This is a genomic window from Lysinibacillus sp. TE18511 (assembly GCF_054062295.1).
The window spans coordinates 43,230-70,175 of the sequence record NZ_JBSSFD010000011.1; the positions used below are offsets into that span (position 1 = coordinate 43,230).

A 26,946-nucleotide genomic window follows, 5' to 3' on the forward strand; every position below is an offset into this window, starting at 1 on the left:
AAAAATAGAATGATTTATTGAAAGAAAAAGCCGGACAGGGCGTTAAATCCTGCCCGGCTAGTTTGAAAAATAAGTTTGACCTTATTCACAAAGGCTGTGAATTTGGGTTATCCATTATTCAAAAGACTCTACTGGCTCTTCTTCTTTATCTTGCTGTGGTGCAATGTTAAGAGCATCAGCTGGTTGAAGATCATCTTCCTCGTCTAAGTCGCGAAGCTCTACCTCTTCATCATTGATCGTTAACATCTTCACATCCATACCAAGAGATTGAAGTTCTTTAATCAATACTTTGAATGATTCAGGAACGCCTGGCTCTGGTACACTTTCACCTTTAACGATTGCTTCGTATGTTTTCACACGACCAACAACGTCATCAGATTTAACTGTTAAGATTTCTTGAAGTGTGTAAGCAGCACCATATGCTTCAAGTGCCCATACTTCCATCTCACCAAAACGTTGTCCACCGAACTGTGCTTTACCACCAAGTGGCTGTTGAGTAACAAGTGAGTAAGGACCAGTTGAACGTGCGTGAAGTTTATCATCAACCATGTGAGCAAGTTTGATCATGTACATGATCCCTACTGATACGCGGTTATCAAATGGTTCACCTGAACGTCCATCATACAGTGTTGTTTTACCATCACGGTTCATACCTGCTTCTTCCATTGTTTCCCAAACATCTTCCTCGTTGGCACCATCGAATACTGGAGTTGCCATATGAACGCCTAAGGAACGAGAAGCCATACCTAAGTGTAGCTCTAAAACTTGTCCGATGTTCATACGAGAAGGTACGCCAAGTGGGTTTAACATGATATCAACAGGAGTTCCATCTGGCATAAATGGCATATCCTCTTCCGGTAAGATTCGAGAGATAACCCCTTTGTTACCATGACGTCCGGCCATTTTGTCCCCAACGCGAATTTTACGCTTTTGAACAATATAAGCACGAACTAATTGGTTAACACCTGGTGGTAATTCATCGCCATCTTCACGGTTAAATACTTTTACGTCAAGAATAATACCACCAGCACCGTGTGGTACACGTAATGAAGTATCACGAACTTCACGAGCTTTTTCACCGAAGATAGCATGTAATAGGCGTTCTTCAGCAGTTAATTCTGTAACTCCCTTAGGTGTTACTTTACCTACAAGAATGTCACCGTCACGTACTTCTGCACCGATGCGGATGATACCACGTTCGTCTAAGTTACGAAGTGCATCTTCCCCGACGTTTGGAATATCGCGAGTGATTTCTTCAGGTCCTAATTTTGTATCACGAGACTCTGATTCATATTCTTCAATATGAACAGATGTATAAACATCGTCTTTTACAAGGCGTTCGCTCATGATAACAGCATCCTCATAGTTGAAGCCGTTCCAAGTCATGAACGCAACAAGTACGTTACGACCAAGAGCAAGTTCACCATTTTCCATAGATGGACCATCTGCTAAAATATCACGAGGTTTCACACGTTCGCCAACTTTTACAAGTGGACGTTGGTTGTATGAAGTACCTTGGTTAGAACGAATGAATTTTTGTAATTTATATTTTGTTAAATCGCCTTTAACTTCTTTACCATCAACGACTTCAATTCGGCGAACATGGATAGAGCGAGCTTCTACATGCTCAACAATACCATCATATTTCGCTACTACAGCCGCACCAGAGTCACGCGCATCAACATGTTCCATACCAGTACCAACGAATGGTGCTTCTGGGTTAAGAAGAGGAACTGCTTGACGTTGCATGTTGGCACCCATAAGTGCACGGTTCGAGTCATCGTTTTCTAAGAACGGGATACATGCAGTCGCAGCCGAAACTACTTGTTTAGGTGAAACGTCCATGTAGTCCATTTGTGCTTTATTGAATACTGTATTATCCCCACGGAAACGACCTACTACTTCGTCTTTAGCAAATGAACCATCAGGATTTAATAGTGAGTTCGCTTGTGCTACATAGTAGTTATCTTCTTCGTCAGCTGTTAAATAATCAATTTGCTCCGTTACTCTACCTGTCTCATGGTCAATACGACGATAAGGTGTTTCAATGAATCCAAATTTATTTACTTTGGCAAATGAAGATAATGAGTTGATTAAACCAATGTTTGGACCCTCTGGTGTCTCGATAGGACACATACGACCATAGTGAGAATAGTGAACGTCACGTACTTCGAAACCTGCACGCTCACGTGTTAAACCACCAGGCCCTAATGCAGAAAGACGACGTTTATGTGTTAATTCTGCCAATGGGTTTGTTTGGTCCATGAATTGTGATAACTGAGAGCTACCGAAGAACTCTTTAATTGACGCAATTACTGGACGAATATTAATTAATTGTTGTGGTACGATAGCAGCTGTATCATTAATAGACATACGCTCACGTACTACACGTTCCATACGAGATAAACCGATACGGAATTGGTTTTGTAACAGCTCACCAACAGAGCGTAGACGACGGTTACCTAAGTGATCGATATCATCTGTTGCCCCTACTTGGTAAAGTAAGTTGAAGAAATAACTTACTGAAGATAATACGTCAGCAGGTGTAATATTCTTCACTTCTTCATCGATGTACGCATTACCAATAATATTGATTTCTTTTTGTGCTTCATCTTTTGGTGCATAAATTTTAATAGACTGAATTGTTACGTCATCCTCAAGCACTCCACCTACTTGTGATAAAGTGCGGTAACCGATTCCTTTTGATGAATCTTCTAGATACGGTAAGATTTTATCTAAAGTACGACGGTCAAGAACTGTACCTTTCTCTACTAAAATTTCGCCTGTTTCTGGGTCTACAAGCGTTTCAGCAATCGTTTGGTTAAATAAACGATTTTTGATATGAAGCTTTTTATTCATTTTGTAGCGACCCACATTCGCTAAATCATAGCGTTTTGCATCAAAGAAACGAGAGTATAATAAGCTCTTCGCACTTTCAACTGTTGGTGGCTCACCTGGACGTAAGCGCTCATAGATTTCTAAAAGTGCTTTTTCTGTACTTTCAGAGTTATCCTTTTCTAGCGTGTTACGTAAATACTCGTTGTCACCGATAATATCGATAATTTCTTGGTCTGAACCGAAACCTAATGCACGAAGTAACACTGTTGCTGGTAGCTTACGCGTACGGTCAATACGTACATATACTACGTCTTTCGCATCAGTTTCATATTCTAACCATGCACCGCGGTTCGGAATAACTGTAGCTCCAAAACCTTTTTTACCGTTTTTATCAGTTTTATCATGGAAATACACACTCGGTGAACGAACTAATTGTGAAACGATAACACGTTCAGCACCATTGATAATGAACGTACCTGTCTCTGTCATTAATGGGAAGTCACCCATGAAGACATCCTGTTCTTTCACTTCGTCTGTTTCTTTGTTGTAAAGACGTACTTTCACACGTAATGGAGCTGCGTAAGTAACATCTCGCTCTTTACACTCATCGACATCATACTTAGGATCACCTAATGAATAATCGATAAATTCTAATGAAAGATTGCCTGTAAAGTCCTCGATCGGCGAAATGTCACGGAACATTTCACGTAAACCTTCTTCAAGGAACCACTCGTAAGACGCCGTTTGAATCTCAATCAGATTTGGAAGCTCAAGCACCTCTTTAATACGCGCAAAGCTTCTACGCTGGCGGTGTTGTCCATACTGAACTAGTTGACCTGTCAACTCATTCACCCCTCAATAAAGCGATATTAGGTCTTTGCAAATTCATACAAATAGTGTATGATTTCGAAAGACAAAAAGAAAACGAGTCTTCAAAAAGATCTCATTTTCGGTTAACTAAACTTATCTTGGCAAGTATACCCACATTTAAACAATCATATACAAAAGGGCACACGACCTCAAAATAATATTTTTGCATTGTATCATGTTATCATAGCCGATTTGTCAAGTCAATATTTTATACATATTTCACTTATTTTTTTGCACGTACTATCCAGTACCCTTTTTTCTTCTCCACAACATCGACTTCTGAAAATTTTTCTTCTAAGTAACTTACCGTTGATGGTGCACCTTGCTTCTTCTGTATAACTATCCACAGTTCACCAGATGTCGCTAACTTGTCGTAAGCACCCTCGTAAAAACGGAAAACTGTTTCCTTTCCAGCACGAATTGGAGGATTAGTTAATATAGCTGCAGCTTTTACATTTTCTTCGACCATCGATAGTCCGTCACTCACAAATATTCGTACATTTTGAACACCGTTTACTTGCGCATTTTTTTGCGAAAGCGCGACTGCACGTTCATTAATATCCATCATAAAAACGGTACGGTCTGGGTTTGCTTTGGCGATCGATAATCCTATCGGTCCGTAGCCACAACCCACATCCAAAATTGCACCATCAATATCAGGCATTTGAAAAGCATCTATCAAAACACGGGATCCAAAATCTACTTCGCTTTTACTAAATACACCCGCATCCGTTTCAAAGGAAAACGTATGACCTAATAATTTGAAGGTCCAATGACGAGGTTTACTCTCAGTTTGAGGCTTACTTGTATAATAATGATCTGACATTTTCACGCCTCCTCAGAATGAAGAAAAAAGCTCGCCGCAATGACGAGCTTTCCTCTTTTTTAAAAGTAATGCGAGATTACTTAACTTCTACAGATGCGCCAACTTCTTCAAGTTTAGCTTTGATTTGTTCAGCTTCATCTTTAGAAACGCCTTCTTTAAGAGCTTTAGGAGCGTTATCTACTACTTCTTTAGCTTCTTTAAGACCTAAACCAGTGATTTCACGAACCACTTTGATTACTTTAATTTTTTCTGCACCAGCAGATGCTAATACTACGTCGAACTCAGTTTTTTCTTCAGCAGCGCCAGCAGCAGCACCTACTACTGCTACAGGAGCAGCAGCTGTTACACCGAATTCTTCTTCGATAGCTTTTACTAAATCGTTTAATTCAAGAACTGTCATAGCTTTGATTGCTTCTAAGATTTGCTCTTTATTCATTATAATTTCCTCCTAATTGGATAATGTTTTATTTTTGCGGGTTAGGCCGCAGAAGTTATAGTGCGTACGAAATTACGCGCCTTGTTCTTCTTTTTGTTCTGCAACAGCTTTTGTTGCAAGTGCGAAGTTGCGCACTGGAGCTTGAAGTACAGATAAAAGCATAGAAAGAAGACCTTCGCGTGATGGAAGTTCTGCAAGTGCTTTAACGTCTTCAACAGAAGAGATTGTACCTTCAATAATACCCACTTTAATTTCTAAAGCTTCATTTTTCTTAGCGAACTCGTTGATGATTTTAGCAGGAGCTACAACATCTTCATTTGAGAACGCAATTGCGTTAGGACCAACTAATACGTCATTGATTCCTTCAAGACCAACAGCTTCAGTAGCACGACGTGTTAAAGTGTTTTTGTAAACTTTGAACTCAACGCCAGCTTCACGAAGTTGCTTACGAAGTTCAGTTACTTGCGCAACGTTAAGACCACGGTAATCCACAACTACTACAGAAGCAGCATTTTGGAATTTCTCAGTAATCTCTTGAACTTGTGCTTGTTTGTTTTCGATAACTTTGCTCATGATGACACCTCCTATTAGAATGGGTCATTTATACCGACAAAAGAAAAGCCTCTGGGTCAAATAGACACAGAGGCTGAAAGTCATCATCTTTAAAATAAGAATCCGAATTCCGCTGTCCTCGGTAGGATCATTAAGTGACAAGTCACTCCTACTGTCTACGGTACAAATGGATGATTCACAACAGCAACCATCTTATCATAGATAGACAGCGCCGTCAATAGATTTACATAAAAACTTTAATTATTTTACTACTACGCTTGAAGTATCAACTTTAATAGCTGGACCCATTGTAGTTGTAACGTTTACAGATTTCATGTAAGTACCTTTAGCTGCAGCAGGTTTTGCTTTTTGCACTACATCGAATACAGTTAAGAAGTTTTCTACTAATTTTTCTGCAGAGAAAGAAGCTTTACCGATAGGAGCGTGGATGATCCCAGCTTTATCAGCACGGTATTCTACTTTACCAGCTTTAATTTCGTTGATAGCTTTTGTTACATCGAAAGTAACTGTACCAGTTTTAGGGTTTGGCATTAAACCTTTAGGTCCTAATACACGACCAAGTTTACCAACTTCACCCATCATGTCAGGAGTTGCAACGATTACATCGAAATCAAACCAACCTTGTTGGATTTTTTGGATGTATTCTGCATCGCCTACATAATCAGCACCAGCAGCTTCAGCTTCTTTAAGTTTTTCACCTTTAGCGAATACTAATACGCGTTGAGTTTTACCAGTACCGTTTGGTAACACTACTGCACCACGGATTTGTTGGTCGTTTTTACGAGTATCGATTCCTAAACGGAAAGCAACTTCTACAGTAGCGTCGAAGTTCACTGTGCTAGTTTTTTGAGCAAGTTCAATTGCTTCTTGAGCGCCGTATAATGCGTTACGGTCGATTAATTTTGCTGCATCTTGCAGTTTTTTACCTTTTTTAGCCATTATATAATTCCTCCTTGATTGTGGTTATAGCGGATTTTACCTCCCACGAATAAAGGTTGCGCGTTCACAAAGAAACTCCGCAACCTTCCAAAAAACAAATACATCATCAAGTAATGGGATTAGTCTTCGATAACAATACCCATGCTTCGTGCAGTACCTTCAACCATTAACATTGCAGCTTCTACTGAAGCAGCGTTAAGGTCTGGCATTTTAGTTTCAGCGATTTCGCGAACTTTATCACGTTTAACCGTTGCCACTTTTTTACGGTTTGGTTCACCCGATCCAGATTGGATACCAGCTGCTACTTTAAGCAGTACTGCTGCAGGTGGAGTTTTTGTAATGAAAGTGAATGAACGGTCCTCGAATACTGAAATTTCAACTGGAATGATAAGACCAGCTTGATCTGCAGTACGCGCGTTGAATTCTTTACAGAATCCCATGATGTTCACACCTGCTTGACCTAATGCAGGACCAACCGGTGGAGCTGGGTTTGCTTTACCAGCAGGGATTTGAAGTTTAACAACTTTAATAACTTTTTTAGCCACGAGACACACCTCCTTAAGTCCGTGATGTGGTAATAGGGTTACCCCTCCCACTCAATATCTGTCTGTCAGCTAATTGCCGATAACATTAAAATTATCATTGCAGACGTCAAACCAAAGTATGACAATCTGACCTAGAAATAATACCACTTTTAAATTTTTTAAGCAAGTAGTAATTAACAAAATCTGCGACATACGTCTTGGACATATGTCACTTTAGTTACTAGAACTACATTTTTTGTATTTGCTCAAAATCTAGTTCCATAATTGTTTCGCGACCAAACATATCGACAGAAACTTTCACTTTTCCTTTTTCAGTGTCAATTTCTTCAACACGTCCATGGAAGTGAGCAAAAGGTCCTTCTAATACTTCTACTGCTTCCCCAACAGAAATATCAACTTCGACAATTTTGTCAGTCATTCCCATTTGTTGTAGTAAGCGATCCGCTTCTTCAGGTAACAAAGGTGTAGGCTTTGCACCACCACCAGATGAACCGATAAACCCAGTTACACCTGGCGTATTACGTACAACGTACCACGAATCATCTGTCATAATTAACTCTACTAAAACATAACCAGGGAAAACTTTGCGCATCATTGTACGCTTTTTCCCATCCTTCATTTCTGTTTCTTCGTGTTCAGGCACAATAACACGGAAAATCTTATCCTGCATACCCATTGTTTCTACACGTTTCTCTAGGTTTGCTTTTACTCGGTTTTCATACCCTGAATACGTATGAACAACATACCAATTTTTCTCCATAACTACTAGGACTCCTCGTCCGTCCCTCCCTTACCAAATCAATTACGCCTTGGCGTAATTGTGTCTGGATTTTGTATTGTGCTTGCACAATTGGTTCCTTTCAAAATCCGTGACATCTGCCAGCGGCTTTATCTTCATTCAATCGGTGTTTTAACACTTACTAAAAAGGAACTACATTTGCATTCATCCTACCACTTTTAGAAGCAGGAATCTTCTACTGAATGAAGATAAAAGTGAAAAAATGGATCGCGATATATACTAAGCGTATCCTTTACTCTTTTCACAAACTACCCATTAGAAAAACTTTGCTTCCGCTAATAGTCTAGTGAAAGCCCGATGATCTATACCAAAACTAGCATAGTCATCTATTGCTACCCTCATACTATCCCTAGTAGCATACTTATCATATTGAGAATATTTTACTGCTGTTCACTTCTTCAATTTCGTCTTGGCGTAATTCTTTCGCACAGAAAAGATCTGCTGAATGAAGATAAAACAAACGAAAAAACCCGTTTATTGTAATGACGGGCTATTTCAGAAGTATTAACATGCTATTCACTAAATTATAACTCTAAGTACCAGCGGAGTAATGATGAAACACCTAAATCAACTAACACAAAAAATAAAGCCATAATTACAACAGTTGAAATTACAACGACTGTATATTTCGTCAGTTCTTTACTTTTTGGCCAGCTTGTTTTGCGCATTTCCGACATTACATTGCTGAAAAAGCCTTTAATCTTGCCCATTCTAGCCTGACCTCCGAATCAATCATATCTGTCTATTTACAAATTGTTTTATAGCGTTTGTTTATGCATTGTATGTTCATTGCAATGCGAGCAAAATTTCTTTAATTCGAGGCGTACAGTTGACCCTTCCTTAGCAGGAAACGTGTAATTTCTCGATCCACATTTTTCGCAATTTAAAACGACTTTTTTTGCCATATAATCACCTTTTCGGCACTTTGTCTTTTCAAGACTAACACCTATATTTGTCAATGTCAACAAGGGCATACAACCGCTAGGACATTTCTTCAAGTACTAAATGTCGCTCTAATTTACGCTTTACTCGTTGTAAAGCATTGTCAATGGATTTCACATGACGATTTAATTTCTCGGAAATTTCATGATAAGACTGGCCATCTAAGTACAGAGCTAATACTTGTAGCTCTAATTCACTTAAAATCTCACTCATCTTTTCTTCTAAGTAACCAAACTCTTCTCTATGAATCATTAATTCTTCTGGATCATCCATAATAGCACCTGTTAAAACGTCCATTAATGTACGATCTGATTCTTCATCAAAAATAGGCTTGTCCAAAGAAACGTAAGAATTTAATGGTATATGCTTTTGCCTTGTAGCTGTTTTAATAGCCGTGATAATCTGTCTTGTAATACATAGCTCAGCAAAAGCTCTAAAAGAAGCCAGCTTATCTCCCTTAAAATCACGAATGGCTTTATATAACCCAATCATGCCCTCTTGCACAATGTCTTCCTTATCCGCACCAATTAAAAAATAAGATCTAGCCTTTGCTCTTACTAACAAACGGTATTTCGTAATTAAATAATCCAACGCATCTGTATTACCTTGATGCACCATTTCAATAAGTTCTTCATCATTGAATCGTTCAAAATCTTGTGTCACTTGTACAATACTATTTTTAAACATGGTATCACCTCAGCCACAACAGATAATTAGGAACAGTATAACGGAATTGGAAAATATGAGTCAATCAATCATTTCAAACCACGCCGCCATTTTTCAAAAGCCAAAGCAACATCAGGCTTTAGCTCTATCCGAGATGGCGGTTTGCTATCCTGTTTTTGTTTCACATCATGAGAAATTTTATGCTGAATAATGCCCATATCAATTTCTAGCTCTCGGGCCGATTTCCGCAAAGCACCATTACCAAAAATCACACTTTGCTCTGCCATATCCGAAGTTGCTACATGAATCTGAACATTTCTAGCTTTTAGTTCTCGTGTCATCTTTTCAATACGTTCATCTGCTGTTTCGTTTTTTCTTGTATAAATGACTTCGATATCATTTTCTATATAAGATTGCTCCACACCTGGTACAAGATGAGCGTCAAAAACGATAACGACGCGCCATCCCATAGCAGCCTTATACTCAGCCATAAGCTCAATTAATCTCTTACGAGCATCTTCAAAATTCGTATCTCGTAATGGCCGTAGCTCTTTCCAAGCTCCAATCATATTATAGCCGTCAACAAGCAAAATGTTGTTCATTGTCAATCATTCGCTTCTTGACGTTTACGATACACTTCATACATTAAGAGTGCAGCAGCTACCGATGCATTTAGTGATGTGACATGCCCGATCATTGGTAAATGATATAAAAAGTCACATTTCTCTTTTAATAAGCGACCCATTCCTTTGCCTTCACTACCAATAATAATCGCAAGTGGCAACGTTGCATCCATTTTACGATAGTCTGCAGAACCTTTTGCATCTGTACCTGCAATCCATACTCCTCGTTCTTTTAGCTCGTCTACTGTCTGCGCTAGATTATTAACACGAACAACAGGTACGTGCTCTATTGCTCCAGTTGAAGCCTTTGCCACTACAGCTGTTAAACTCACAGAACGGCGTTTCGGAATAATTATGCCATGCGCACCTATCGCATCAGCAGTTCGCATTATAGAGCCCAGATTATGCGGGTCCTCCAGCTCATCTAAAATTAAGAAGAATGGATCTTCTTGTTTTTTTGCCGCTGCAGCGAATAAATCCTCTAGCTCTGCATATCTATATGCTGCAACAGAGGCAACTATTCCTTGGTGATTGGTATCTGATAATTGATCCACCTTTTTTTTCGGGACAAATTGAACGATAACTCCACGTTCTCGTGCTAAATCTAGAAGTTCATTAACCCCTGATTTTTTCACACCTTCTGCAATCCATACTTTATTCATATCGCGGCCTGAACGAAGTGCTTCTAACACTGGGTTTTTACCGGCAATAATTTCACCATTTTGCTCTGCCATTATTTCGACACTCCTTTTGATTCCTCGATTATTTGAATAGCGTATGCAATGATTGCATACACGCGTTCTAATTCATTTAATAAATACAAACTACCAAGCACCGCCTCAAAGCCTGAGCTATTACGGTATGTTTGAACATCTGTATTTTTTGGCACAGAGCCGGATTTGGCATTGCGTCCACGGCGGAACACAGCCAATTCCTCCTCTGTTAAAAAGCCTTCATCCATCATTTGATGTACAATCATAGATTGCGCTTTCGCTGATACATAACGTGTCGCTTCTCTATGAAGTGTATTAGGTTTAACACGGCCGGCACGTAGCAAATGCTCTCGTACCTTTTGCTCTAAAACTGCGTCTCCCATATAGGCTAACGCTAATGCATTCAATTGCTTAACATCTTCGTTGCGGAGTTTATCCAAGTTACTTACCCTCGTTTCCATCTAGTTCCTTGTCGCGTATCTTCTAAAATGATACCTTGCGCTTGCAAATGGTCACGAATTTCATCCGAACGAGCAAAATCACGATTTTTACGTGCATCTACACGTTCCTGTAACAGTGCTTCAATTTCTTCGTCTAATAGCTCTTCTTCTTTTACAAATTCAATACCTAAGACGTCACCTAACACCTCAAAAGTTTCAGTAAAACTTACTAATACTTTTTCATCAGTATTCGTTTCATTTAGATAAATATTTGCGATACGTGCTAATTCAAATAATACAGAAATGGCATTGGCTGTATTAAAGTCATCATCCATCGCTTCTTCAAAATGAGCTTTTTGTTCAGCAATTTTTCCAAGCCATTCTTCTGAGTGATCACCCAAACTCGCAGTTGCTGTTAAACGGTGTTTCACATTGTTGTAGGCAGTACGAATTCGTTCTAACCCATTTGCGGCTGCGTCCACTAAATCCTTCGCAAAGTTAATCGGATGACGATAATGCACAGAAAGCATAAAGAAGCGTAAAACTTGTGGGTCAATTTGTTTACGAATATCATTAACGAGTATAAAATTACCAAGGGATTTGGACATTTTTTCATTATCAATATTAATATACCCGTTGTGCATCCAATAACGTGCAAATGTTTTATCATTATGGGCTTCGGATTGTGCAATTTCATTTTCATGATGCGGGAATGTTAAATCTTGCCCACCTGCATGAATATCAATAGTATCTCCTAAATGCTCACGTGCCATTACAGAGCATTCAATATGCCAACCTGGACGTCCTTTGCCCCAAGGACTTTCCCAGTAAATTTCACCTGGCTTCACAGCTTTCCATAGAGCGAAATCTAACGCATCATCTTTTTTCTCGCCTGCTTCTATACGAGCACCAATTTTTAAATCATCCACCGATTGATGCGATAATTTACCGTAGCCATTAAATTTACGAGTTCGGTAATAGACATCACCAGCTGACTCATAAGCATAGCCTTTATCGACTAAAACTTGAATGAATTGAATGATATCGTCCATATGCTCTGTTACACGTGGATGTACATCTGCTTTCTTGCAACCTAGCGCTGTAACATCTTCAAAGTATGCGGCAATAAAGCGCTCCGTTAATTCATGAACTTCTTCTCCAAGTTCATTTGCAGCCTTAATAATTTTGTCGTCCACATCCGTGAAATTTGAAACAAATTTTACATCATATCCCTTGTGTTGGAAATAACGACGCACTGTGTCGTAGACAATTACAGGACGTGAATTCCCAATATGAATGTAGTTATAAACTGTTGGACCGCAAACGTACATTTTTACTTTGCCTTCTTCCAACGGTATGAAAGTTTCCTTTTGTCGTGTTAATGAGTTATAAATTTGAATACTCATTGTGTTTCTCTCTCCTTTTGTAAGCTTTCGATTTCCTGCTGCAATGTTGCAATCTGTTTCTCAAAAGCTTGACAACGTTCTTCTACAGGGTCAGGTATATTTTGGTGGTCTAGTTTTTTCTCTAGACGAACTCCATCCTTAATCACTATTTTACCAGGAATTCCGACAACTGTAGCATTTGGTGGCACTTCTTTTAAGACAACTGAACCTGCACCAATTTTACTATTCTCACCAATTGTAATAGAACCTAAAACTTTTGCTCCTGTTGCAACTAGTACATTGTCCTTTAATGTCGGATGGCGTTTCCCCTTTTCTTTTCCTGTACCACCTAAAGTTACCCCTTGATATAAGGTTACATTATCACCAATCTCACATGTTTCGCCAATAACAACACCCATCCCATGGTCAATAAAGAAACGTCGACCAATCTTTGCTCCAGGATGGATTTCAATTCCGGTAAAGAAGCGACTAATTTGTGAAATGGTACGGGCTAAAAAATAAAAGCGCCTTTTAAAGAACCAATGGGCAACTCGATGCGCCCATGTAGCATGTAAACCTGAGTATGTTAGCACAACTTCAAGTACACTACGAGCTGCTGGATCATTCTCAAAAATTGTTTCTACATCTTCCTTCATTCTTTTAAACACAAAAAACTCCCCCTTTTCATCCTGATTGGCCTTGACCCTTTGACATACTGTAGCTGACGTTGATTCGCTGCAGAGTTAGTTAAGTAGAATTGGCGCACTTAATCACTTCAAGTCACATGTCTTGAAAAATAAAAAAGCGCCCCTATCATCCCCAAAAGGAATGACAGAGACGCTAAATATGCGCGGTTCCACTCTGATTGAAGGCAAAAACCTTCCACTCTGAACGCTCTGTAACGGGAACGAATCGATAAAGCCTACTATTGTTCAGCTTTATGCTCAAAGGTGCATTTCAGTTTTGCCTAGGCTCAGACCACTTTCAGCCGGTGATGGTCCTCTCTTTAGAGCATGCGCCACTTACTTCTCCTTATCAACGCTTTTTCAATGTAAGTACATTTTACAACGAACTGACAAATTGTCAAACAATTTCGCCTTGGCGTAATTGCGTCCGGATTTTGAATTGTGCCCAGGCCTGCACGATGCAGGTCAGTTAGCCGTTTTCGCAGGATGCGAGGGTTTTAGGCTAACATCCTTTATTCATTCCTTTCAAAATCCGTGACATCCGCCGGAGGCTTTATCTTCATTCAGTAGGCGGTTGCCCACTGAAAAAGAACTACATCCTCATTCATCTCACCACCTTCAGAGGTGGGAGTCTTCTGAGCTAGAGCTTTGCTTTTACTTAAAAAACATTTGCTGAATGAAGATAAAATTCTATTTATTGTGCAAATTTTTCTACACGATCAATTGTTTTCTGTTTACCAATTAAGCAAATTGCGTTAGGAAGCTCCGGACCATGCGTTTCACCCGTTGTTACAACACGGATTGGCATAAATAGATTTTTACCTTTGTGACCTGTTTCTTTTTGAACAGCTTTAATAGCGGCTTTGACAGCATCAGGCGTAAATTCTTCTAAACCTTCAAGCTGTGCTTTAAATGCTGCCATAACCTCAGGTACCTGCTCACCCGCTAAAACCGCTTTTGCTTCTTCATCATATTCAATGTGATCATTAAAGAATAGGCGAGATAGTTCTACAATTTCAGATCCAAAGCTCATTTGCTCATGATAAAGTGCGATTAAATCTGTTGCCCATGCACGTTCTTCCGCTGTTAGCTCTTCTGGTAATAAACCTGCTTTTTGTAAATGTGGTAAAGATAATGTCACCACTTCTTCTAATGATAGCTTTTTAATGTATTGATTATTCATCCACGTAAGCTTTTGTTTATCGAACATAGATGGTGATTTTGAAAGACGTTTTTCATCAAACATTTTAATAAATTCTTCTTTTGAGAAAATCTCTTCTTCCCCTTCAGGAGACCAGCCAAGTAATGCGAAGAAGTTGAACATCGCTTCAGGTAGGTATCCTAAATCTTTATATTGTGTTACGAATTGAATAATTGATTCATCACGTTTTGATAATTTCTTACGGTTTTCATTAATGATTAATGTCATGTGACCAAAGCATGGATATTCCCAGCCAAATGCGTCAAAAATCATCATTTGTTTTGGTGTATTCGATAAATGCTCTTCACCGCGGAATACATGGGAAATTTCCATAAAGTGATCATCTAACACTACCGCATAGTTATACGTTGGGATACCATTTGCTTTAACAAGTACCCAGTCACCAATATCTTTTGACTCAAATGTTACTTGTCCACGTACTAAATCCTCAAATTCATATGTTACATTTTCAGGTACACGCATACGAATTGTGTATTGTTCACCAGCAGCTTCTTTAGCCGCAACTTCCTCCGCTGATAAATGACGACAAGTACCATCATAAGTTGGAGCTGCAACACCTCGTGCTTTTTGCTCTTCACGAGACGCTTCTAATTTCTCAGAAGAACAGAAGCATTTATAAGCTAAACCTTGCTCTAATAGCTTTTCAGCGTGCTCTTTATAAATATCAAGACGCTCCATTTGACGATAAGGTGCATATGGTCCACCAATATCGATTGACTCATCATATTCGATACCTAACCATTTTAAGTTATCCAGCTGAGATGCTTCCCCGCCCTCTACATTACGTTCAATATCCGTATCTTCAATACGTACGATGAATTTACCGTTATGATGTTTTGCATATAAATAATTGAATAACGCTGTACGCGCTCCACCGATATGTAAGAAACCAGTAGGGGATGGCGCGTAACGAACACGAACTTCTTTCGCCATTATTAAAAGCCTCCTAAATTTTCGTTCAAAAAATTGACTTTGTTCATTTTACCACTCTGTTACAGGAAATAAAAGCGTGGAGAGCCTGCTTTTACTTCTTCATCAATAGGATTGTCGCCATAGATGCAATCCCTTCCTCGCGACCTGTAAAACCTAAACGTTCAGTTGTTGTTGCCTTGACATTCACTTGAGAAGGCTCTGCATGAAGTAACTCAGCAATACGATTTTGCATTTGTTCAATATACGGTGCCATTTTCGGACGTTGTGCCATAATTGTACAATCCACATTGCCTAGAACATAACCCTTGTCCTCAACAATCTTCCAAATATGCTCTAATAATTTCGCTGAATCTGCATCCTTAAACGCAGGATCTGTGTCTGGGAAATGACGACCGATATCTCCTTCGCCAATAGCCCCTAATGCTGCATCTGTGACAGTATGTAATAAAACATCTGCATCAGAATGCCCTACTAGCCCTTTTTCATGAGGAATTGTTATACCCCCAATAATTAATGGGCGTCCTTCTTCAAATGCATGTACGTCAAATCCTTGTCCTACTCGAAACATATGATATTGAGACTGTCTAATAAGTTAAATAAAATAGACCCATTCAGCTTATAAGGTAGCCTCATTCACCTTCCTTTACTTTAATATTTACTCTATATTATACCCTCACATTATACATATTTCCTAGGAAATTGAGTGAGTAGTGAACCGTTCGCTCAATGAATATTCAATTATGGTTACAAATCTAAAAATGTAAAATCTCATCAGCTATTTATCAGGCTGATGAGATTTTTAGTTGGCTATTATAACGTTTCCAAAGCGCGTTTACGCAATATCGCCTCTCCGAAAACTAAATCTTCTTGCGTCGTCATCTTTACATTTTCGTAGCTACTTTCGACAATATGCACCTTATGGCCAAGACGTTCAACTAGCATCGCCTCATCGGTACCCAGAAAGCCCACTTTCTCAGCGACATCCTCCGCCTCCACAATCAAATCAAATTGAAATGCCTGCGGGGTTTGAATCATCCATAAGCTTTCACGATCAATTGTCTCTTCAATCACACCATTACGTACTTTTTTCATCGTATCCTTCGCACGAACACCTGCAATCGCAGCGCCAAAGTTATGCGCACTTTGTACAAGATCCGCAATAATGTCATGCGTAATAAATGGACGCGCCGCATCGTGCACAAGTACAATATCGACCTGCTTCATTTCTTTCATACACGAATGAACGGAATGCTGTCGCTCAGCACCACCATCAGGCAAGCCTTTAACTTTAGAAATTCCATACCTCTCGAGCATTTCTCGGATAAATGCACGTTCTTCTGGCTTCACCGCTAGCCAAATGCCTGTACACTGGCTGTCCTGTTCAAATACTTCCAACGTGTGTATGAGAATCGGTTTCTCTAAAAGCTTTAAAAATAACTTATTGTGTCCCGCTCCCATTCGCTTTCCGCTTCCTGCTGCAGGCAACACTACTTCATATTGCACATTTCCCACTTCCTAGTCATCCTTTGGTTTAGCAAAAATCATACGACCTGCCGATGTTTGTAGAACACTTGTTACGGTTACGGTAATCGCCTGTCCTATATAGCTACGTCCACCTTCAACAACGATCATTGTGCCATCATCTAAATAAGCAACCCCTTGATTATGCTCTTTCCCATCTTTAATGACCATCACTTGCATATTCTCACCTGGAATAACAACAGGCTTCACTGCATTTGCTAAATCATTGATGTTTAACACCTTCACGTGATGTAGCTCACAAACTTTGTTCAGGTTAAAGTCATTCGTCACAATCTGTGTATCGTTGCCCTTTTTCTTAGCAAGACGTACTAACTTTAAGTCTACTTCTTGTACATCCTCAAAATCCTCTTCAGTAATCTCAACCTTCGTCATACGCTCATCCTGTAATTTCTTTAGAATATCTAAACCACGACGACCTCTTGTACGCTTTAACGTATCCGAAGAGTCTGCAATATGCTGAAGCTCAGTAAGGACAAATTGAGGTACAACTAGGATACCTTCTATAAAGCCTGTTTCAGAAATATCTGCAATACGACCATCGATAATAACACTTGTATCTAACAATTTATAGCTTCCTCGTACTTCTTGAGGTTCTACACCTTCAGGTAATTTTTTCTTCGTATTGTTACCGCGTAATGTAAATAGCTGGATTAATTCATCTCGCTTTTTAAAGCCTACACGGAACCCTAAATATCCAAGTACAAATGACAGTATTATTGGTAAAACCTTCGTAAAATTAGGTAAATCAATACTATCAATTGCAAAGCCTAAGAAATACGCAACGATTAGTCCGATAATAAGTCCAAGCGTACCAAATAATAAATCCCCAACAGGTACTTTAAATAGCACCTCTTCCATCCAGCTAATGAGCCTTACAAAATAATCGGAAAAGGCAAATGATAATGTAAACAGTAAAAGTGCTCCTAAAGCTACTGATACATAGGGATTATCTAGCCAAGGATTAGATGATAAATGAAGCAATTCGTATAATGGCGGTAAGAAAACAAGGCCTAATGCTCCTCCAATCAGTAAAAAAGCAATTTGAACAAATTTTTTCATAACCTGTCACCTCCAATTCTTAATATATAATTATACATAGTTTACTGTAGAAAATCCTTTATGAACCCATCAAATTATCATTATTTCATCTTCTTTAGAACGAACATTTCAGGTCTACCAAAAAAGGAAAAAATCAAGCATTCAATTGGTCCTTCACCCATAATAAGACATGATCTTTTGACGTCCGAAGAGTCATTATAAAAGCCTTATTCTCGGATGTTATCTAGGACGCCAATTCCCCCCTTCGAGTTTCCTACCTTCAATCTATGAATTAAAAGCTTTCTTTAAGTAAATATCTTCCTTTGTAAGTAAAAGTGCATGTCAGAACATCGTCCAACATGCACAAACTTTTTTATAGCTCTCTAAAGCAAGTATTCAATGCATCTTTTATCGTTTCTACACCAACTATCTCAATACCTTGCGGGAAATCCCAGCCGCCGATATTCGAGGCCGGGATGAAGGCTCGTTTAAATCCGAGCTTCGCTGCCTCAATGACACGCTGTTCAATACGAGATACTCGACGCACTTCTCCCGTCAATCCTACTTCCCCAATAAAGCAATCGGTTGCTCCGACAGCTTGATCCTTAAAGCTTGAAACAATGCTTGTCAACACCGCCAAATCAATTGCAGGCTCATCAAGCTTTACACCGCCAGCAACTTTAATATATGCATCCTGCGCCTGTAGCATGAGACCCATTCTCTTTTCAAGGACTGCCATAAGCAGTTGCACACGGTTTTGATCTACACCCGTTGCCATTCGTTTTGGATAATTAAAACTTGTAGGTGTCACAAGCGACTGAATTTCAACTAGAATTGGTCGTGTACCTTCCATCGAGGCCACAATTGTTGAACCTGCCGCCCCTTGTGAACGCTCCTGCAAGAACAACTCAGACGGATTTAAAACTTCCTTTAAGCCCCCTTGAAGCATTTCAAAAATAGCAATTTCATTAGTAGAGCCAAAGCGGTTTTTTTGGCTACGTAAAATACGGTGGTTATGATGTCGTTCCCCTTCAAAATACAATACCGTATCAACCATATGCTCCAAAATACGTGGGCCTGCAATTTGTCCCTCTTTCGTAACATGTCCAACTAAAAAAATAGCGATTCCCTTTGTTTTTGCAATTCGCATTAGCTCCGCTGTACATTCACGCACCTGTGATACACTACCAGGTGCACTCGTTACCTCAGGATGAAAAACTGTTTGAATGGAATCGACAATGACAAACTTAGGCTGCACATCATCGATGGTCTGATTTAAAAACTCTAAATTTGTTTCTGAATATATATATAGCTCCTGTGATATCACTCCTAAACGCTCTGCCCGTAGCTTTGTTTGACGAATTGATTCTTCACCGGAAATATAGAGCACACGATGTCCTTTATTAGAAAGTAAAGCCGATACTTGTAATAATAACGTCGACTTCCCAATCCCAGGGTCTCCCCCGATTAACACAAGCGAACCAGGTACGATGCCTCCACCTAGCACTCGGTTGAGCTCACTCATTTCTGTTGCAACTCGTGATTCCTCAGCTGCTTCAACCTGCATAATAGGGAGAGCCTTTTGGGTAACTGTAGCGGAGTGTTGAAAAGCCCCTCTAGGCCCTTTAGCTACAACCTCTATCTCTTCAACCATCTTATTCCATTCTCCACACCCTGGACATCTTCCCATCCACTTTGCCGATTCATAACCACAGCCTGAGCATACAAATTTCGTTTTTTTCTTTGCCAAATTACATTCACCTCGAATATTTGTTCTTATGTATTTATTGTACATAAAAAAGGACAGCTTGGCACTATAGCCTTGCTGTCCTTTTCAAATGAAACATTTATCCGCATTAACGGGCAGAAATTTATCTTGTACCGCCAGCAAGTGACCGGTACAAGATCCTCACTTCAAAATTCAGCAAAAGCAAAGAAGTTAGGCGGGAAATTAACTACCTGTAAAAGCGCTTTTGGTGAAGACTAATACTCAGCGGATGGGATGAAGAAGCCCCCACTGATGAAGATTATTTAGAAGTAGAAACTTCTTCTTTTTTCTTTACAACAAACTCATCATTCACATAATCAATGACCACTTGATTACCCTTCTCTACATTGCCTTTAAGTAGCTCTTCCGATAGACGGTCTTCTACTTGTTTTTGTAATGCTCGGCGTAGTGGACGGGCACCATATTGAGGATCATAGCCTTCCTCAGCAATTTTCTCTAATGCTGCATCCGTTAACTCTAACGAAATATCTTGTTCTTTCAGACGTTTTGTTAAAGAATTCGCCATCATTGATACGATTTCTTTTAAGTGTACTTTTTCTAGTGAGTGGAAGACGATCATTTCATCGATACGGTTTAAGAATTCTGGGCGGAATGCTTTTTTCAATTCCTCCAACATTGTACCCTTCATATCTTTATACTTCGTGTCAGTACCACCTACATTGAAACCAAGGTTTTTCTGATATTTTAAAGCATCCGCACCAACGTTTGATGTCATAATAACAACTGTGTTGCGGAAATCTACCACACGGCCTTTAGAATCTGTTAAACGGCCATCTTCAAGTACTTGAAGTAAGATATTGAAAACATCTGGATGAGCTTTCTCAATTTCATCTAGTAAAACTACAGAATATGGTTTACGACGGACCTTTTCTGTTAGCTGACCACCATCATCAAAACCTACATAACCCGGAGGTGAACCAACTAAACGTGAAGTCGAATGTTTCTCCATGTACTCAGACATGTCAACACGAATCATTGCGTCCTCATCGCCAAACATCACTTCAGCTAATGCTCTTGCAAGCTCTGTTTTACCAACCCCAGTAGGACCTAAGAAAATGAATGAACCAATTGGTCGTTTCGGATCTTTTAAGCCTGCTCTTGCACGGCGAATAGCACGAGAGATTGCTTCTACCGCTTCTCCTTGACCTACAACGCGTTTGTGTAACTCTTCTTCAAGCTGTAATAACTTAGAAGATTCTTCAGAAGCAATTTTAGATACTGGAATTCCAGTCCACATAGACACAACCTCTGCTACGTCATCCACTGTAACTTTGGATTCGGCTTTCCCTTGTTCTTCTTTCCAATTTTTTCTCGTAGTTTCGATTTCATCTTTTAGCTTTTGCTCTGTATCTCTTAATGACGCTGCCTTTTCAAATTCTTGACCTGAGACAGCTGCATTCTTTTCAGAGCGTACATTTTCAAGTTTATCTTCAAGTGCCTTTAAGTTTGGTGGCACTGCGAATGAACGTAAACGTACTTTAGAACCCGCTTCATCGATTAAGTCAATGGCCTTATCTGGTAAGAAACGATCAGAAATATATCGGTCACTCATTTTTGCTGCCGCTTCAATTGCTTCATCTGTAATTTTCACACGGTGATGTGCTTCATAACGATCACGTAAGCCTTGAATAATTAGAATGGCTTCTTCTACAGTTGGCTCATCAACTTGAATCGGTTGGAAACGACGCTCTAATGCCGCATCCTTTTCAATATACTTACGATACTCATCTAGTGTTGTCGCACCGATACATTGGAGCTCACCACGAGCTAAAGATGGTTTTAAAATATTTGAGGCATCAATGGCACCTTCTGCACCACCTGCACCGATTAACGTATGCAATTCATCGATAAATAAAATCACATTGCCTGCTTGGCGAATTTCATCCATTACTTTTTTCAAGCGATCTTCAAATTCACCACGATATTTTGTTCCAGCAACAACTGTCCCCATATCAAGTGTCATAACACGTTTATCACGGAGAATTTCTGGCACTTCATTATTAATAATTTGCTGTGCTAAACCTTCAGCAATAGCCGTTTTACCGACACCAGGCTCACCGATTAATACAGGGTTATTTTTTGTACGGCGAGACAATACCTCGATAACACGAGTAATTTCCTTGCTTCGACCAATGACTGGATCTAAAGTGCCTTCGCGAGCAATTTGCGTTAAATCACGCGCAAGGCTATCTAATGTTGGTGTATTTGCAGCCTGTGCAGCTTGTTGACCAGATTGAGCATTATCGTTATTACCTAATAACAATAGCACTTGTTGACGAGCTTTATTTAATCCGACACCGGCATTGTTTAATACACGGGCCGCTATCCCTTCACCTTCACGAATAAGCGCTAATAGTAAATGCTCTGTTCCGATATAGGAATGACCTAATTTACGTGATTCATCGACTGATAGTTCTATTACTTTTTTAGCTCGAGGTGTGTAGTGGACAATTGGACCAACATCTTCCTTACCTTTCCCTACAAGCTCTTCAATACCTGCTTCAATCATTTGAGGACTAATATCAATGGCTTCTAATGCTTTTGCAGCAATACCACCACCTTCACGGATAAGCCCTAATAGAATATGCTCTGTTCCAATTGATTCGTGTTTCCAACGAATAGCCTCTTCTTGTGCAAGCTGTAATACTTTTTGCGCGCGTTGTGTAAAACGATTAAACATCAAATGAATCCTCTCCTTTTCCCCCAATAATAGGCTTACTCATATTTTCTCGAAATAATGCCTCACGAAGCATTTCGGCTCGTACGCGATCTCGCTCAGCAGGTGGCAAAACATCCCCTGCATAATTCTGTAAAAAACCAGGTTGCATACTGACAACACATTCGTTTAAAGTCATTGCTTTAATACCTTCAATTAGCTGTAAATCAACCCCTAAACGAACATTTGATAGGCAGGTAGCTGCTTCCTCACTCGTTAAAATTCGAGCGTGTGTTAAGGTACCTAAAGCACGATATACACGGTCTTCTAAAGCAAGCTCTGCTTTTTCCATTAACTTACCTCTTGCATGTCGTTCTTTTTGAATTATTTTTTCAGCGACACTCTGAATGTCCGCTAAAATATCATCTTCTGTTTTTCCTAGTGTAATCTGATTTGATACTTGGTAAACATTACCTAAATTTTCACTACCTTCTCCATATATTCCCCTCACTGTCATGCCTAAACGCGTCATCGCATTAATGATTTGATTCATCTGACCTGTCAGTGTAAGTGCTGGCAGATGCATCATGACAGATGCTCGCAAACCAGTACCAATATTTGTGGGACAACTTGTTAAATAACCAAATGTATCTCGAAATGCAAAAGGTAAAGCTTTCTCTAAGATACGATCAATTTTATTGGCCTGTTCATATGCTTTTTGAAGTTGAAAACTGGCCGTCATACATTGAATGCGTAAATGATCTTCTTCGTTCACCATAATGCTAGTTGATTCATCATCAGATAAAAGTATCGAGCCCACTAGCTCTTTTTTTGCAAGCTGAGGACTAATTAAATGTTTTTCTACAAGTATTTGACGTTGTAAAGGTGTTAAATCCTTAATCGCAAAATAAGAGTAATTTTCTTGAAGTTTCGTACTATCCTTTATTGCATGTGTAGCTGCCTGCTCCACCTGTAATGCCTCATTCTCTGTAAAGGCTAATGGAAAGCGATAACCATCTAAATTTCGTGCAAGGCGGATGCGTGTACTAATAACAATATCTGAATAATCGTCTTCAACACCCATCCATGTTGGTGTTGCACGTTCTAAAAACGATTCAATCATCACGACACATCACCACCTTCAAATTGTAGCTGCTTCTCAAGTTCCTTGGCTTCATCACGAAGCTTGGCTGCCTCTTCAAATTGTTCTTCATCTACAGCAACTTTCATACGTTTACGAATATCTTCAATTTGCTTTTTGATAACATAAACATTGCTTCTGGCACCAGGCATTTTCCCTATATGTTGAGGACCTGCCTGTATACGGTTAAAGAGCTTCGGTAAGTGTTCGCTAAAGGTGTCATAGCAACTAGGGCATCCAAATTTACCTTCTTTTAAAAACTGTTTATACGTAAATCCACATTGTGGACAGGTTTGAGGTTGTGGCTGCGCCTGCTGTTTTTCATCTGCTTTTTGTTGCTGCCATGAAGGAGAGCCAAACCAATTGGATAATAGCTGTTGAATAGATACTGGCTCTTGTTTAAATTCAGCGTGAAATGGATGGAACTGAGAGGCGCAGACGTCACAATAATGATGCTCCACCTTTTGACCACTTTGAACTTGTGTTACGGTAACTGTTGCATTACGTTGTTTACAATGTTCGCAAATCATTTCCATCACCTCTCTATTTTTGCTGTTCATATTTAATCGTCGTTAGCATCGCCCTTAATATTTTTGCTCGAATATGATCTCGTAAAGGAAGCTGTAAATCTATGGTTGAGCGATCAATCGCCGCTAACATTAATTTCGCTTCTCGCTTTGAAATTACCTGCTCATCAATTAGTCGAAAAACTAAATCTTCTGCCATTGTTTGCGATGCCCCACATTCTATTTGCCTGAGGACATCATCTATTAGATCAATTTGTGAATTCGCGCGGACACGTAAAATTCGAATGTATCCACCACCACCACGTTTGCTTTCAACAAGGTAACCTCGTTCGGCTGTAAATCTTGTATTAATTACATAATTTATTTGTGAGGGTACGCACTGAAATTTATCTGCGATTTCACTACGTTTTATTTCAATATGCCCTTCTCCACCTAATTCAAGTACTTGCTTTAAGTAGCCTTCTATGATGTCTGATATATTACGCATTTTAGGAATACACCTCGCTTACTTCACTGACTTTGACTATCTTTGACTTTCTTTGAGTATATTATACAAAACGCTTAAAAATAATTGCAATTATTTCGCACACTGAAATATTGAAAGCGTCTGCTCATACCTATACTCTACCCTTATCATCAATGAAAAAAACGCAAGCATATGCCACTAGCATATACTTGCGTCTATAAAAATTATACCCAGCGACCGACAATTGGATAACGCCAAGGCTCATCAGATAAAGCCTTCACAATACCGATAATTGGGACGACGAATAACATAATACCGAAAATAATTAAGAACGGTATACCAATTAATAAAAAGCTTAGAATACCTGAAATTGCAATTAAAGCCCACATAATAATTTGGAACAGCAATGCCTGAATGGAAATTGTTTTTATTTCTTCATCAGAACTAATTAAGAAAAATATTATGGGTACTACCCATGGCGCGAAAAACGAACTTGCGTGTATGATTACCTTAGACCATTTTGTTTCCATTTATAACAACCCTTCCTTATTATTTTATTTTTTATGTACTATACTTACGGATTTATACCCTAGATAGTTTCAATTTAAATTGATAAATAAAAATTTTTGAAAGGAATGTGATACACGATGGAATTTAATAATACACTTGCAAACGAATATGAAAAAGGCATTCGTCGTACGCTACCTAGCTATGATGCGATGCTACGTTTAACACATACTTTTTATCACTCTACATTACCCGAGCAAGCTGATTTTTTAATAGTTGGCTCAGGAAGCGGCAATGAAATTTTACAGTTCGCTGAGAAAAGACCTCATTGGTCATTTGTTGGCATAGATCCTTCTGAAGCAATGCTACAAATTGCTGAAGAACGTTTAAAGCCTCTACCTAATAATATGTCTTTACATCAAGGCACGATACTTGATTCTTTACTGCCTTCAGTAAAATTTGATGCAGCTAGCTGTATTTTAGTGCTTCATTTTATCGATGATTATCAAGAAAAACTTGCAACATTGAAGGAGATAGCAAATAATTTAAAGCCTGGTGCACCTTTTGTGCTCGTCTCAAAATACGGGCAACTAGGTTCTTTAGAAACGGAGTTACAATTTGATTTGTGGCGTGCTTATTGGCTACAGCATACAAAGCTATCACCATCAGAGGTAGCAGAAATGGAGAAATCCATACGTTCTCTTTCATTTATGCGTGAAGAGGACATTTTATCACTATTACAGCAGGCAGGCTTTACAAAACCATCTAGATTCTTTGCCACTACTTTATTTGGCGGTTGGATATGCTATAAAGAGGGCGAATAAAATTTAGGGCGCGCCTGTTAGGATAGAGTCAACAGAAGTGAGGTGAATGCTGTGATACGTACAATTGGAATTACAAAAAACCAACAGCTTATAAAGGACTTTCCACTTGAGGATATACACAATAACGAATTTGAATGGTACTGGGTGGATTTTAATTGTCCGACCGATGAGGAAGAACTACTGTTAGATACATTCTTCCATTTCCATCCACTTGCTATAGAAGATTGCTTAATGCGTTTACAGCGGCCAAAGCTCGATTTTTATGATGATTTCCATTTCTTTGTTATTCAAAGGGTTAACGAAGAATTAATAGCTGAGGAAGTAAATATTTTTGTTTCTAATAAATTTATTGTTACATTCCATAAAAACGAAGCACCTGAAATAGATCGAGTACAAAAGATGCTAGAAAAACAGCCAAAGTATTGGGAACGAGGCACAGTATATTTAACGTATCAGGTAATCGATAAAATCGTTGATAGCTATTTTCCACTTGTCTATAAAATCGAGGATCATTTAAATGTACTTGAAGACGAGCTTACCTATCAAAGTAACCCCAATGCCATGCAAATTGTGTTCGAATTCCGCAGTGATTTGCTTCATTTGCGTCGCACGATTTTACCGATGCGTGATTTATTATATCGGATACTTAATTCTTATCGCTTTTCACTAAAGAAGTCTGAGCGAGCTTACTTTGGCGATATTTACGATCATCTGCTAAAGCTTACAGAAATGGTAGAATCCAATCGAGAACTTACAGCTGATATGCGTGATAGCTATATGGCGATGAGCTCTAGCCGTATGAATGGCATTATGATGACATTAACTATTGTATCGACAATTTTTATTCCGTTAACATTTATTGCTGGTGTTTACGGGATGAACTTTGATAATATGCCTGAACTTCATGGTAAATATAGCTACTTCATTGTGCTTGCTTTGATGATTTTAGTTGCAATATCTATGCTCGTAGTTTTTAAAATTAAGGGCTGGTTCAACTTATTTAAACCTTAGGCTTTTCAC

Annotated in this window: 27 protein-coding genes and 2 other annotated features; of the genes, 2 read left to right on the top strand and 25 right to left on the bottom strand. The window is 39.1% G+C overall.

Going from position 1 to position 26,946, the window contains the following annotated elements; translation table 11 throughout:
- Window positions 1–114 precede the first annotated feature (114 nt).
- From rpoB to ACVWXS_RS10755, 25 genes are all read right to left on the bottom strand, one after another.
- Window positions 115–3,690, bottom strand: coding sequence for a DNA-directed RNA polymerase subunit beta (gene rpoB, locus ACVWXS_RS10635; protein ID WP_402987055.1), 3,576 nt, complete (start codon window positions 3,688–3,690; stop codon window positions 115–117).
- 241 nt (window positions 3,691–3,931) lie between these two features.
- Entirely contained in the window at window positions 3,932–4,534 is a 603-nt protein-coding gene (locus ACVWXS_RS10640) for a class I SAM-dependent methyltransferase (RefSeq protein WP_456958174.1), read from the bottom strand.
- Between the two features lie 76 nt (window positions 4,535–4,610).
- Window positions 4,611–4,970: a 50S ribosomal protein L7/L12 gene (gene rplL / locus ACVWXS_RS10645; protein WP_132362671.1), complete on the bottom strand. Its 360-nt coding sequence runs from the start codon at window positions 4,968–4,970 to the stop codon at window positions 4,611–4,613.
- A gap of 72 nt (window positions 4,971–5,042) precedes the next feature.
- Window positions 5,043–5,543 carry a 50S ribosomal protein L10 gene (gene rplJ, locus ACVWXS_RS10650; protein WP_368637304.1) on the bottom strand — a complete coding sequence of 167 codons (501 nt, stop codon included), beginning with the start codon at window positions 5,541–5,543 and terminating at the stop codon, window positions 5,043–5,045.
- 32 nt (window positions 5,544–5,575) lie between these two features.
- Window positions 5,576–5,722 (bottom strand) — a sequence feature (ribosomal protein L10 leader region).
- A 61-nt stretch (window positions 5,723–5,783) separates the two neighbouring features.
- The gene (rplA, locus tag ACVWXS_RS10655; protein ID WP_427420660.1) at window positions 5,784–6,482 is read right to left on the bottom strand and encodes a 50S ribosomal protein L1; all 699 of its coding nucleotides are present in this window, start codon (window positions 6,480–6,482) and stop codon (window positions 5,784–5,786) included.
- Window positions 6,483–6,601: 119 nt separating this feature from the next.
- Window positions 6,602–7,027: a 50S ribosomal protein L11 gene (gene rplK / locus ACVWXS_RS10660; protein ID WP_004233593.1), complete on the bottom strand. Its 426-nt coding sequence runs from the start codon at window positions 7,025–7,027 to the stop codon at window positions 6,602–6,604.
- Window positions 7,028–7,253: 226 nt separating this feature from the next.
- Window positions 7,254–7,787, bottom strand: a complete 534-nt coding sequence (gene nusG / locus ACVWXS_RS10665) for a transcription termination/antitermination protein NusG (protein ID WP_368637302.1) — start codon at window positions 7,785–7,787, stop codon at window positions 7,254–7,256.
- A 563-nt stretch (window positions 7,788–8,350) separates the two neighbouring features.
- Window positions 8,351–8,536 carry a preprotein translocase subunit SecE gene (secE, locus tag ACVWXS_RS10670; RefSeq protein ID WP_368637301.1) on the bottom strand — a complete coding sequence of 62 codons (186 nt, stop codon included), beginning with the start codon at window positions 8,534–8,536 and terminating at the stop codon, window positions 8,351–8,353.
- Between the two features lie 48 nt (window positions 8,537–8,584).
- Window positions 8,585–8,800 carry a 50S ribosomal protein L33 gene (rpmG, locus tag ACVWXS_RS10675; RefSeq protein ID WP_423472364.1) on the bottom strand — a complete coding sequence of 72 codons (216 nt, stop codon included), beginning with the start codon at window positions 8,798–8,800 and terminating at the stop codon, window positions 8,585–8,587.
- 7 nt (window positions 8,801–8,807) lie between these two features.
- Complete coding sequence (gene sigH, locus ACVWXS_RS10680; protein WP_068986558.1) at window positions 8,808–9,455, bottom strand: RNA polymerase sporulation sigma factor SigH; 648 nt, start codon at window positions 9,453–9,455, stop codon at window positions 8,808–8,810.
- A gap of 68 nt (window positions 9,456–9,523) precedes the next feature.
- A complete protein-coding gene (locus ACVWXS_RS10685; RefSeq protein WP_223553756.1) occupies window positions 9,524–10,036 on the bottom strand; it encodes an NYN domain-containing protein in 513 nt (170 codons plus the stop codon).
- Between the two features lie 2 nt (window positions 10,037–10,038).
- Window positions 10,039–10,791: a 23S rRNA (guanosine(2251)-2'-O)-methyltransferase RlmB gene (rlmB, locus tag ACVWXS_RS10690; RefSeq protein WP_068986559.1), complete on the bottom strand. Its 753-nt coding sequence runs from the start codon at window positions 10,789–10,791 to the stop codon at window positions 10,039–10,041.
- Window positions 10,791–11,210, bottom strand: a complete 420-nt coding sequence (locus tag ACVWXS_RS10695) for a Mini-ribonuclease 3 (RefSeq protein ID WP_068986560.1) — start codon at window positions 11,208–11,210, stop codon at window positions 10,791–10,793. Before ACVWXS_RS10695 ends, rlmB begins: the two co-directional genes overlap by 1 nt.
- Window positions 11,211–11,215: 5 nt before the next feature.
- Window positions 11,216–12,616, bottom strand: coding sequence for a cysteine--tRNA ligase (gene cysS / locus ACVWXS_RS10700; protein WP_427420657.1), 1,401 nt, complete (start codon window positions 12,614–12,616; stop codon window positions 11,216–11,218).
- The gene (gene cysE / locus ACVWXS_RS10705; RefSeq protein ID WP_374964522.1) at window positions 12,613–13,263 is read right to left on the bottom strand and encodes a serine O-acetyltransferase; all 651 of its coding nucleotides are present in this window, start codon (window positions 13,261–13,263) and stop codon (window positions 12,613–12,615) included. Before cysE ends, cysS begins: the two co-directional genes overlap by 4 nt.
- A gap of 162 nt (window positions 13,264–13,425) precedes the next feature.
- Window positions 13,426–13,643 (bottom strand) — a binding site (T-box leader).
- Between the two features lie 332 nt (window positions 13,644–13,975).
- Complete coding sequence (gene gltX / locus ACVWXS_RS10710) at window positions 13,976–15,436, bottom strand: glutamate--tRNA ligase (protein ID WP_456958179.1); 1,461 nt, start codon at window positions 15,434–15,436, stop codon at window positions 13,976–13,978.
- Between the two features lie 91 nt (window positions 15,437–15,527).
- On the bottom strand, window positions 15,528–16,004 hold the full coding sequence (gene ispF, locus ACVWXS_RS10715; protein ID WP_368637296.1) for a 2-C-methyl-D-erythritol 2,4-cyclodiphosphate synthase: 477 nt from the start codon (window positions 16,002–16,004) through the stop codon (window positions 15,528–15,530).
- Between the two features lie 242 nt (window positions 16,005–16,246).
- A complete protein-coding gene (gene ispD, locus ACVWXS_RS10720) occupies window positions 16,247–16,939 on the bottom strand; it encodes a 2-C-methyl-D-erythritol 4-phosphate cytidylyltransferase (protein WP_423490238.1) in 693 nt (230 codons plus the stop codon).
- Between the two features lie 12 nt (window positions 16,940–16,951).
- Window positions 16,952–18,037 carry a PIN/TRAM domain-containing protein gene (locus tag ACVWXS_RS10725; protein ID WP_368637295.1) on the bottom strand — a complete coding sequence of 362 codons (1,086 nt, stop codon included), beginning with the start codon at window positions 18,035–18,037 and terminating at the stop codon, window positions 16,952–16,954.
- 352 nt (window positions 18,038–18,389) lie between these two features.
- On the bottom strand, window positions 18,390–19,766 hold the full coding sequence (gene radA, locus ACVWXS_RS10730) for a DNA repair protein RadA (RefSeq protein ID WP_285396441.1): 1,377 nt from the start codon (window positions 19,764–19,766) through the stop codon (window positions 18,390–18,392).
- Window positions 19,767–20,043: 277 nt separating this feature from the next.
- On the bottom strand, window positions 20,044–22,488 hold the full coding sequence (locus ACVWXS_RS10735; protein WP_402987037.1) for an ATP-dependent Clp protease ATP-binding subunit: 2,445 nt from the start codon (window positions 22,486–22,488) through the stop codon (window positions 20,044–20,046).
- Window positions 22,478–23,587 carry a protein arginine kinase gene (locus tag ACVWXS_RS10740; protein WP_456958183.1) on the bottom strand — a complete coding sequence of 370 codons (1,110 nt, stop codon included), beginning with the start codon at window positions 23,585–23,587 and terminating at the stop codon, window positions 22,478–22,480. The genes ACVWXS_RS10735 and ACVWXS_RS10740 overlap by 11 nt, the downstream gene beginning before the upstream one ends.
- On the bottom strand, window positions 23,584–24,132 hold the full coding sequence (locus tag ACVWXS_RS10745; RefSeq protein ID WP_456958240.1) for a UvrB/UvrC motif-containing protein: 549 nt from the start codon (window positions 24,130–24,132) through the stop codon (window positions 23,584–23,586). Before ACVWXS_RS10745 ends, ACVWXS_RS10740 begins: the two co-directional genes overlap by 4 nt.
- 13 nt (window positions 24,133–24,145) lie before the next feature.
- Window positions 24,146–24,616 carry a CtsR family transcriptional regulator gene (locus ACVWXS_RS10750; protein ID WP_374964511.1) on the bottom strand — a complete coding sequence of 157 codons (471 nt, stop codon included), beginning with the start codon at window positions 24,614–24,616 and terminating at the stop codon, window positions 24,146–24,148.
- A 203-nt stretch (window positions 24,617–24,819) separates the two neighbouring features.
- Window positions 24,820–25,125 (bottom strand): DUF4870 domain-containing protein, encoded by a 306-nt coding sequence (locus tag ACVWXS_RS10755; RefSeq protein ID WP_368637290.1) that lies wholly within the window; start codon window positions 25,123–25,125, stop codon window positions 24,820–24,822.
- Window positions 25,126–25,242: 117 nt separating this feature from the next.
- On the opposite strand from ACVWXS_RS10755, the gene ACVWXS_RS10760 reads away from it, so the two are divergent.
- Window positions 25,243–25,926: a class I SAM-dependent methyltransferase gene (locus ACVWXS_RS10760; protein ID WP_368637289.1), complete on the top strand. Its 684-nt coding sequence runs from the start codon at window positions 25,243–25,245 to the stop codon at window positions 25,924–25,926.
- 51 nt (window positions 25,927–25,977) lie between these two features.
- Complete coding sequence (gene corA / locus ACVWXS_RS10765) at window positions 25,978–26,937, top strand: magnesium/cobalt transporter CorA (protein ID WP_368637288.1); 960 nt, start codon at window positions 25,978–25,980, stop codon at window positions 26,935–26,937.
- The last annotated feature ends 9 nt before the right edge of the window (window positions 26,938–26,946 follow it).